The 8,177-nt window shown below is 72.2% G+C and carries 6 protein-coding genes; all 6 read left to right on the top strand.

The annotated features are described in order from the left end of the window. The first annotated feature begins 417 nt into the window (after positions 1 to 417). The 6 genes from ABZ208_RS07980 (at position 418) to ABZ208_RS07955 (ending at position 8,047) form a co-directional block, all read left to right on the top strand. Positions 418 to 576, top strand: coding sequence for a hypothetical protein (locus tag ABZ208_RS07980; protein ID WP_356908673.1), 159 nt, complete (start codon positions 418 to 420; stop codon positions 574 to 576). An 81-nt stretch (positions 577 to 657) separates the two neighbouring features. After that, complete coding sequence (locus ABZ208_RS07975; protein WP_356908672.1) at positions 658 to 2,088, top strand: FG-GAP-like repeat-containing protein; 1,431 nt, start codon at positions 658 to 660, stop codon at positions 2,086 to 2,088. 33 nt (positions 2,089 to 2,121) lie between these two features. After that, entirely contained in the window at positions 2,122 to 3,567 is a 1,446-nt protein-coding gene (locus tag ABZ208_RS07970; RefSeq protein ID WP_356908671.1) for an FG-GAP and VCBS repeat-containing protein, read from the top strand. Positions 3,568 to 3,607: 40 nt separating this feature from the next. Next, entirely contained in the window at positions 3,608 to 5,059 is a 1,452-nt protein-coding gene (locus ABZ208_RS07965; RefSeq protein WP_356908695.1) for an FG-GAP and VCBS repeat-containing protein, read from the top strand. A gap of 139 nt (positions 5,060 to 5,198) precedes the next feature. After that, entirely contained in the window at positions 5,199 to 6,665 is a 1,467-nt protein-coding gene (locus ABZ208_RS07960; RefSeq protein ID WP_356908670.1) for an FG-GAP-like repeat-containing protein, read from the top strand. A 278-nt stretch (positions 6,666 to 6,943) separates the two neighbouring features. Then, positions 6,944 to 8,047, top strand: coding sequence for a VCBS repeat-containing protein (locus tag ABZ208_RS07955; RefSeq protein ID WP_356908669.1), 1,104 nt, complete (start codon positions 6,944 to 6,946; stop codon positions 8,045 to 8,047). The last annotated feature ends 130 nt before the right edge of the window (positions 8,048 to 8,177 follow it).

The following is an 8,177-nucleotide window of genomic DNA, read 5'->3' as shown; positions in this document are numbered from 1 at the left end:
GACTCCGTCAACGGCAAGAAGAACGACGGCCAGGCCAAGGAAACCGTCCAGGTCGTCGACGTCGCCCAACTCCTCCTCGACTCCGTCAAGACGCCGCCGGCCGACCCGGCGCCGTCGGAGGAACCGGAGGGCGCTCCGGAACCGGAGCCCGTGAAGTAACCGTCTTCGTACGCGACCAAAAAGAACGGCCGGACCTGCCTCGGGGGCAGGACCGGCCGTTCTTGCGTGAGTCATGTGGGTGCCACACCGGCCCCGGAAATTTATTGCTGCCCCATACAACCCTTGGGCCACGTCGCAGGTCTCCTGTTCGCCGACCGACTCGTTGCATCATGAACAACTTCCGGTGAACGGGGAGGAACGCCCCCCATTGTCTGCGGATGCCCGTCCGGCATTCCGCATGCTGCAGGAGAACCTCGCATGCAGAAGCACTTCCGCATCGCCCTGGCCACGGCCACCGCGGCGACGCTCACGACCGGCCTGCTCGCCACGACGGCCGGCCTCCGCACCATCTCGCCCGGCACCTCCGGCGTCCCGGCGGCCGGCGCCCCCCTTTTCGGCGCCAACTTCGCCAACTGACACCCGGCCCCATCCGATCGGCCGACCGGTGCCGTACGCCCCCGTCGTACGGCACCGCGGCCTGGACACCTGCGGAGTCCCATGCGTACGCGCGCGCTTCTCGTGACCACCGCCCTTGCCGCGGGCCTGCTCACCGTCACGGCCGGCACCGCCCCGGCCGCCCCCTCCGGGCTGCAGGACGACTTCAACGGCGACGGCTACCGCGATCTGGCGATCGGCGCCCCCATCGCCAACATCGACGGCCATCCGGGCGCCGGACTCGTGGCCGTCGTCCACGGCGGCCCGAACGGCCTCGACAAGTCCAAGCGGACCCTCATCAGCCAGGCCACGGCCGGCATCCCGGGCGTCCCCGAGGTCAACGACCACTTCGGCTCCGCGCTCACCACCGGCGACCTCGACGGCGACGGCTACACCGACCTCGTCGTCGGCGTGCCCGGCGAGCGGACCGGCAGCACCTCCACATACGGCGTGATCACCGTCGCCTGGGGCGGCCCGAAGGGGCTCACCTCCGCCACAGAGTTGGCGACACCGCTGCCCACCCCGCGTCCCGAGCTGGGCCGGTCCCTCGCCGTCGGCGACTTCGACGGCGACGGCGGCACCGACCTGGCCACCGTCAACGGCGGCGACATCGGAGGACTGCACATCTTCGAAGGCCCTTTCACCAGGACCGGCAAGGCCACCGCGCGCACCGACGTCAACCTCTCCGATGCAGGCATCGGCGTCGACAGGGTCGTCGCGGGGAACGTCGACGGTGACGGGGCGAGCGACCTGGTCGTCCTGGGCAGGGACGAGGCCGTCGACGGTCTCACCGGCCGCAGCGTCCTCTACCGGGGCGGGAAGACGGGCCTCACGATGTCCGGCGCGGTCGCGGGCGGCCCGGCGGCGGTCATCGCCGACGTCGACAAGGACGGCTTCGGCGACATCGTCACCGGCAACCCCGCGGAGAAGTCCGCCTACAACCCGGACGGCGGCCTCGGCGGCGCTGTCACGGTGGCCTACGGCAGCGCCTTCGGCCTCAGCGGCCGTGCCCCGGTCCGCATCACGCAGGACACCGCCGGCGTACCCGGCACCGGCGAGAGCCACGACGGGTTCGGCACGAGCCTGTCCTCCGGCGACACCGACGGCGACGGCTACGCGGACATCGCCGTCGGCGTCAGGGACGAAGCCCTCGGCAGCACGCCCGAGTCAGGACAGGTCGTCGTCCTGCGCGGCTCCGCCACAGGCCTGACCGGCACCGGCGCCAAGGCCTTCACCCAGGACACCGCGGGTGTGCCCGGCACCGCCGAGCCCTTCGACCACTTCGGCTCCTCGGTGCGGCTCCTGGACAGCAACAAGGACCGCCGCGCCGAACTCGCCGTCGGCGCCCCCACGGAGAACAGCTACGCCGGTTCCGTCTGGCTCCTCAAGGCCGGCGCGAGCGGCATCACCGCGACCGGCTCGACGTCGTTCGGCTCCACCACGCTCGGCGGCCCGTCCGGCCTCACGTACTTCGGCGACGTACTCGCCAACTGACCTGCTCATTCAGTCGATTCAGGAGAAACCAGCGTGCGCAAGCACCTCCGCATCACCCTGGCCGCAGCGGCCGCCGCCGCCCTCACCGGCTCTCTGCTCGCCGCGACCGCCACCACCGCGTCGGCCGCCCCCTCCGGGCTGCAGGGCGACTTCAACGGCGACGGCTACCGGGACCTGGCGATAGCCGCGCCCATCGCCAAGGTCGCCGGCAAGTCCGGCGCCGGGTATGTGGCCGTCGTCTACGGCACCAAGAACGGCCTCGACAAGTCGAAGCGGACGCTCATCAGCCAGGACACCGCCGGTATCCCGGGTGTCCCCGAGGCCGGCGACTACTTCGGCGACCGGCTCACCGCAGGGGACCTCGACGGCGACGGATACACGGACCTGGTCGTCGGCGTGCACGGCGAGCGGATCGGCAGCACCGACGACTTCGGCGTGCTCACCGTCGTGTGGGGCGGCGCGGACGGCCTGAAGACCGCCACCGACATCACCTCGCCGCTGCCCGAGTCCCGCTACGAGCTGGGCTGGGACGTCGCCACCGGCGACTTCGACGGCGACGGCAGCGCCGACCTGGCCGCCGTCAACATCTCCTCGCCCGAGCTGAACATCTTCAAGGGCCCCATCTCCAGGACCGGCAAGGCCGCTGCCCTGGTGGGCATCGACACCCTGGAGGAGACCGGCATCAACTCCGACAAGCTCGTCGCGGGCGACGTCAACGGCGACGCCGCTACCGATCTGCTGGTCATGGGCCAGGAGTTGAGTGGCGACAACTACCGCACCCGCAGCGTCCTCTACAAGGGCGGGGCGAGCGGGCTCACGCCTGCGGGCAAGGTCGCGGGCGGCTACGCGGGCGCCATCGGCGACGTGAACAAGGACGGCTACGGGGACATCGTCACCGGCAACTTCATGGAGAAGTCCACCACGGAGCCCCATGGCGGCCTCGGCGGTGCCGTCACCGTGACGTACGGCAGCGCCACCGGTCTCAGCACCCGTACCCCGGTCCGTATCAACCAGGACACCACCGGTGTCCCCGGTACGGCGGAGAAGGGCGACAGCTTCGGCTGGAGCCTGTCCGCCGGTGACACCAACGGCGACGGCTACGCGGACATCGCCGTCGGCTCCATGGGCGAGGCCCTCGGCAGCAAGACGGGCGCGGGCTCCTTCTACGTGCTGCGCGGCTCCGCCTCGGGCCTCACCGGGTCCGGCGCCAAGTCCTTCTCGCAGGACACCGCGGGCGTGCCCGGGAGCGCCGAGGCGCGTGACTACTTCGGCGCCTCGGTACGGCTCGTGGACAGCAACGCGGACGGCCGCGCGGAGCTCGCCGCGGGCGCCTACGCGGAGAACGCGGGCGCCGGTTCGCTCTGGCTGTTCAAGACCGGAGCGAGCGGCATCACGGCGACCGGCTCGACGTCGTTCGGCTCCACCTCGCTCGGCGGGCCCTCCGGCCTCGCGTACTTCGGCGACGAACTCGCCCACTGACACCCTCCCTCAGCTCTGTGCAGGAGAACGCAGCGTGAAGATGAACCTCCGCATCACCCTGGCGACGGCCGCCGCGGCCGCCCTCACCGGCGGCCTGCTGGCCGCGACCTCCGGCACCGCCTCGGCCGCCCCTTCGGGGCTGCAGGGCGACTTCAACGGCGACGGCTACCGCGACGTGGCCGTGTCGGCTGCGAGCGCCACCGTGAACGGCTACAAGAACGCGGGCGCCGTCAGCGTTCTGTACGGCTCGGCCGGCGGCGCGGGCGCCGAGAAGATCCAGACCCTCACCCAGAACAGCGCCGGTGTCCCCGGAACCGCCGAGACGGGCGACGCGTTCGGCGGCCATCTCGCGGCAGGCGACTACAACGGCGACGGATACGCCGATCTCGCCGTGGGCTCCCAGAGGGAGGACGTCGGCTCGGACACGGACGGCGGCGCGGTCACCATCGTGTGGGGCTCCGCGACCGGGCTCTTCGGCGGTACGGGGGTCGCCGACCCGTCCCCCTCCAGCCACGACCAGTTCGGCGCTGTCGTCGCGGCAGGCGACTACAACGGCGACGGCAAGGCCGACCTCGCCATCAGCGCCGACAACCAGAAGATCGACATCTACCGCGGCGGCTTCACCAAGTCCGGTGGAACCGGTGGCCGTTACTCGCTCACCGCCCCGGTCCTGGCGGTGCCCGGATTCGACATCTTCTACCTCGCCCCGGGCGACGTGAACAAGGACGGCCGCACCGACCTGGTCGTCGACGGCTACGAGGGCGACAGCCCGAGCGAGTACTCGTACAACGCCAACTACTACCTGCCGGGCTCGGCCTCCGGCCTGACCACCGCCGGCAAGGTGAAGCTGCCCGCGGGTGTCATCTCCGACATCGGCGACGCCAACGGCGACGGTTACGGCGACATCGTCATCGGCAACAGCTGGGACAGCGGCGCGGACAGCGCCGGTGTGGCCAAGGGCGGCGCCATCAAGGTTGTCTACGGCACCTCCAGCGGTCCGAACGGCGGCGAGATCACCGTTCACCAGGACACCCTCGGTGTCCCCGGCACGGCAGAGTCGAAGGACAACTTCGGCTATGAGGTGAGCTTCGGCGACATCAACGGCGACGGCAGGTCCGACCTGGCCATCGGCTCCCCCAACGAGGACGTGAACGGCGTCGCGAACGCCGGCATGGTCACCGTCCTGTACGCCACGGAGACAGGCTTCGCCGAGACCGGCAACCAGGGCCTGGACCAGGACGTCCCGGGCGTGCCCGGCGCCGGCGAGGCGGAGGACGCCTTCGGCGGCGAGGTCTTCCTCTCCGACACGAACAACGACGGCAAGGCCGACCTGACCGTCGGCGTCCCGTGGGAGAACGCACGGGACGGCCAGATCGTGGCCTTCCGCTCCAACGGCACGCAGATCGACCCGGCGGGCCGGAGCATCGGGCTGGGCGCCACGGGCATCTCGGCCGTCGGCACCCCGATCTTCGGCTGGCTCATCACCGGCTGACGTCAACTCCCGTCCAGCGATGGCCGGTTCCGCGCACCCGGCGCGGGACCGGCCGTCGGGCGCTCCAACCGGCCCATGGCCACGCCCCGTTGCCCATCCTGACCGACGCACCGAACCATCCCTGACCAGGAGCACGCTCATGCCCCGCCATCCCCGCTTCCGCCGCACCCTCCTGTGCGCGGCAACCGCGGCCGCACTGACCGGCGGCCTGCTCACCGCTGCCGCCGGGACCGCCTCGGCCGCCCCCTCCGGGCTCGCCGGCGACTTCAACGGCGACGGCTACCGCGACCTCGCGATCTCCGCCCCGGCCGCGACCGTCGGCGGCAAGGAGTGGGCGGGTCATGTCGCCGTCGTCCACGGCTCCGCGACCGGCCTCGCCCCCGCGAGGCGCACCGTCATCAGCCAGAACAGCCCAGGGATCCCCGGCTCGGCCGAGACCGACGACCAGTTCGGCCACAAGGTTGCCGCGGCGGACCTCAACCGCGACGGCTACTCGGACCTGATCGTCACCGCCCCCAATGAGGACACCGAGCAGGGCGACGACGCCGGCACCGTGGTCGTCGTCTGGGGCAGCGCATCCGGCCTCAGCGGCGGCACCACCATCAAGAACCCGCTGGCGCTGCACGGCAGTTACTTCGGTCTGAGTCTTGCGGCCGGCGACTTCACCGGCGACGGAAAGCCGGACCTGGCGATCGGCGCCCAGGGCGACTCCGGCAACCCGCCCTTCAAGATCCGTCTGATCCGCGGCCCGTTCGCCAAGTCCGGCACGACCGGCTCCGTGACCTCGTACGCGTCACCGCTCGAATGGCCCGGCCTCACCGCAGGAAGGATCAACGGCGACGGCAAGGCCGACCTGGTCGTCACCGGCAACAAGCCGGAGAGCGACGACCTCGGCCCGGCCGTCTACTACCAGGGCACCAGCAGCGGCCTCAGCAAGGGCGCCGCGCTGCGTCCCGGCTCGGTCGCGGCCATCGGTGACCTGGACGGCGACGGATACGGCGACATCGCGCTCGGCAACGCCGAGGAGCCGGAGCACGAGCCGTCCGGCTCCACCGGCGGCGAGGTCAGCGTCGTCCACGGCACGAGCACCGGCCCCAGCGCCACCCGCCGTACGACGCTGACACAGAACTCCGCCGGCGTGCCGGGCGTGAGCGAGCACGGCGACGCGTTCGGCGCCGCGGTTGCGATCGGCGACCTGGACAAGGACGGCCGCGCCGACCTGTCCGTCGGCGTCCCCGGCGAGACGATCGGCGGCGAGCCCGACGGGCTCTACGGCGCCGGCACGATCACCGTGCTGCGCGGCTCCACCACCGGACTCAGCACGAGCGGCGCGCTGCTGCTCAGCCAGGACAGCCCGGGTGTCCCCGGCAGCGCGGAGAGCATCGACGGCTTCGGCTCCCAGCTGTTCGCCTCCGACGTCGACCGTGACGGCCGGGCCGACCTCAGCGCCGTCGCCTCCCAGGAGAACGACGATGCGGGCGGCCTGTGGCATCTGCCGGGCGCGGCCGGGACCCTCTACTCGACGACCGGCTCGACCAGCTTCGGACCGGGGGCGCTCGGCCTCTCCACCGCGTACTCGGCCTTCGGCTCGGAGCTCGCGGGCTGAGCCCCTGTCGCAGTCAACAGCGGCCGGACCCGCCGCGGGGCGGGTCCGGCGGCGCTGCTGTCACCGCCGCCGGCCGGACCCTGCCCGGCCTGCGATCCCGGCGCACGGCACCGCCGGGCGCCGCACGGGACGACGCGCGGCACCGCATCGGATAACCATTGGCCTGCGATTGCGCGCAAACCATTGCGTGGCAGGGGCATCCGGACGAGCATCATGGGGCGACCGCGCACAGACGAGACCGACGGGCAGGGTGGGACGTGCGGATACGAACGGCTGGCGTGGGCGCTCTCTGCGTCGCTGCGGCGCTGCTGACCGCCTGCAGCACCGCGGCAGAGCCGGATCCCCGGTCCGCCCCCAAGAACGGCGACACGGCCCCGCTCGCCGGCAAGGCAGGCACAGCGGGAAAGCAGAGCATGCCCGTACCGCACGGCAAGGGCAGCCGCCTCCCCTTCGACTTCAATGGCGACGGCCACCGCGATCTCGTCCTGAACGACCTGGTCAAGGCCCCCGGCGACAGTCTCGGCGACGACGCGGGCATCGGCATCGTCTACGGCACCGCGGGCCCGCGCACCCTGGATCCGGCGGTACGGCAGCTCCTCACCCCTCGTACGCACGCCACCGAGGTCGAGGGCGTCCTGCCCGCCGCGTTCGACGCCGAGGCCTCCTGCGACCTCGATCAGGACGGCTTCGCCGACCTCGTCGTGACCACCGACCCGCCGTACGACGGCATCGGCCGCCCGCCCGTGCCCCTGCAGCTGCTCTTCGGCTCCCCCGCCGGACTCACCGGCAAGGCGGTCGTGCTGCACATGCCCGGCCAGGCCCGTTACGGCAACGACTGGCCCGACCACCCGGTCTGCGGCGACTTCGACGGCGACGGCTCCCCCGATCTCGCACTCACCGCGTCCGCCGGCCGCGTCAGCTTCCTGCGCGGCCCCTTCACCCGGGCCGGCGCCCCGCGCGCCGCCACCGCCCCGCTTCCCGGCGGCGGCCCTGCGCTGGCCGCGCCCGAGGCCGCTGCGGACACCAACGGCGACGGCGCCGACGACCTGGTCGCGCTGCCCCGTACGCATACGCCCGGAACGGCCGCCAAGGGCAAGCTTCTGCTGGGCGGACCCACGGGACCGGGCCGACCGGGCGGCGGCTACGCGTTCGACGCCGTCAAGGTCCCGCCGGCCCCGGCGCTCGGAACAGGCGGAGGCGAGAAGAAGCCCGTCACGGACGTACTCGCGTACGCGGACTTCGACGGCGACAAGCGCCCGGACATCGTGACGCGGACCCACCGGGGCGAGCGGGCGGACATCGTCGCCGTCCAGCCGGCCCGTCCCGCGTCGCCCCGTACGCCCCCGCTGATCACGTTCAGCACGTCCCTCTTCCTGCCCTGAAATCAGCCGGACCTGGCCCCTGACCTGCCCTGATGTGCAATCGGGCAGGCCCCCCAGGGTTCCCCTAGGGGATGTCACAGGTCGGCAGCAAAGGCCTCCTGTTCCCGGGACCGACCCCACCCCAAGTGCG

It is taken from the genome of Streptomyces sp. NPDC006208 (genome assembly GCF_040613775.1).
In the GTDB taxonomy this organism is placed as follows: Bacteria; Actinomycetota; Actinomycetes; order Streptomycetales; family Streptomycetaceae; genus Streptomyces.
Note: the sequence above shows the minus strand (reverse complement) of the source record. Positions and strands in the feature narration are given on the sequence as shown.

What these genes read in the sequence shown, in the direction of transcription:
- ABZ208_RS07965 (WP_356908695.1), top strand. Translation starts at nt 3,608, where the DNA reads ATGAACCTCCGCATCACCCTGGCGACGGCCGCCGCGGCCGCCCTCACC.
- ABZ208_RS07980 (WP_356908673.1), top strand. Translation starts at nt 418, where the DNA reads ATGCAGAAGCACTTCCGCATCGCCCTGGCCACGGCCACCGCGGCGACG.
- ABZ208_RS07975 (WP_356908672.1), top strand. Translation starts at nt 658, where the DNA reads ATGCGTACGCGCGCGCTTCTCGTGACCACCGCCCTTGCCGCGGGCCTG.
- ABZ208_RS07960 (WP_356908670.1), top strand. Translation starts at nt 5,199, where the DNA reads ATGCCCCGCCATCCCCGCTTCCGCCGCACCCTCCTGTGCGCGGCAACC.